The organism is Solirubrobacter ginsenosidimutans (assembly GCF_027587205.1).
Genome location: NZ_JAPDOD010000129.1, coordinates 1 through 1,335, shown reverse-complemented (window position 1 = coordinate 1,335; position 1,335 = coordinate 1). Strand labels below are relative to the sequence as shown.

At 66.0% G+C, this 1,335-nt stretch carries 1 protein-coding gene; it reads right to left on the bottom strand.

Annotation, left to right across the window (positions count from 1 at the left end; all coding sequences use genetic code 11):
• Nucleotides 1–580: 580 nt before the first annotated feature.
• Entirely contained in the window at nucleotides 581–1,150 is a 570-nt protein-coding gene (locus OM076_RS44470) for a hypothetical protein (RefSeq protein ID WP_270046744.1), read from the bottom strand.
• Nucleotides 1,151–1,335 lie beyond the last annotated feature (185 nt).

Here is a 1,335-nt window from a genome sequence, read left to right as displayed (position 1 = left end):
GAGCAGCATCGTCTTCCCGAAGCCAGCCGGAGCAACGATCGAAACGACGGGCAGACCGCACGCGGCCGCAGCGTCCGTGAGCCGCGGCCGCGGCAAATTCCCCGAACGCAAACCGGGAGGATGCAACTTGCTAGCGAGGACCGTGGCACTCATCGCGCGAGAGCTCATTTCATTGCCGGCCAGCGACGCGCCCCCTTGACGGGCGTCGACGTGAGGATCGTGTCGATCCCCACGCGCGAGCGAATCACCCCGAACGGATGATCTCCGCTCGTCGCCACCCGTCCTGCGATATCCCCGCCGGCTGCGGAGGAGCGGAGCCTCTTCGTGCACGGCACAACCCCGTCCACGACTGCCGACGAATTGGTGCTCGGCGACAATCTCGCCACTCGTGTCGAGTCTCAGGACTTGCTGTTCCTTCTGCCTCCATGCGGTAGTCACGCCGCCGCGTATCGACGACGACTGAGAGTCAAACTCAGGAGCGACGCGCCGGCTGGAGGAGGCGTCGAGGCCGCTGTGGGCGGCCACAAGGACGCTACCGCTCGGAAGGAATCCGTTTGTGGCGCACCGGCGCGTTGTCCCGTCAGGGTCCACTGCCCCCGTTACCAGGGGTGCACTCGGCGGGCGGGTTGTTGCCGCTGACCGTGAAGTCTTCGCATGTCAGCAGGTGGCGATGCTGGGTGCCCATGGTGTAGGACAGAACGACAACGAGCGCGATAGCGGCAACCGCCACGACGGTGTCGCGTCCGCGCACGGACTCCGCGCCCGGAACGACCATGACCAGGACGAGGGTGACCATCGCGGGCAACCCTGCCAGCGTTACGAGCACGCCGAACCACAACAGGACGTCGTGGCCGAGGCTGGTGGTGTCGGCAGGGATCAGCCACGTCAGCGCGATCCAGACCGACGGGATCAGAAGCGCGTACACGGCCGGCTGCGCCCGCCGTCCGAGCAGTAGCACAGCGACGACGAACGCCGCTGTCGCCGCCGCCCAAAGGGCAAAGAGCTGCTCGAAGAAAATCTCGCCGTACACACCCAGCGTGAACGCCGGCCACCACACCAGCAGCGATGTCGCCACCGTGATGGCGGCCAGCCGCCGCAACGCCGGGTCCGACTGGCGAGTATCGCGCGCAGGGACCGGCTGCTCAGTCATCGATCATGAGCCTGATCGGAGCGCGGATCACAAATCCGCCGTCAACGGTTGTCCGTAGCCCTCGAACTCCGCGCCGGTCTTGATGTTCGGATACTGAGCGACGGTCCTTTGGTGGTCGGCGACGAACTTGAGCGCGACGCCGACCATCCAGCCCATGTCCAGCTTGGTCTCCATGAGGTTGTACA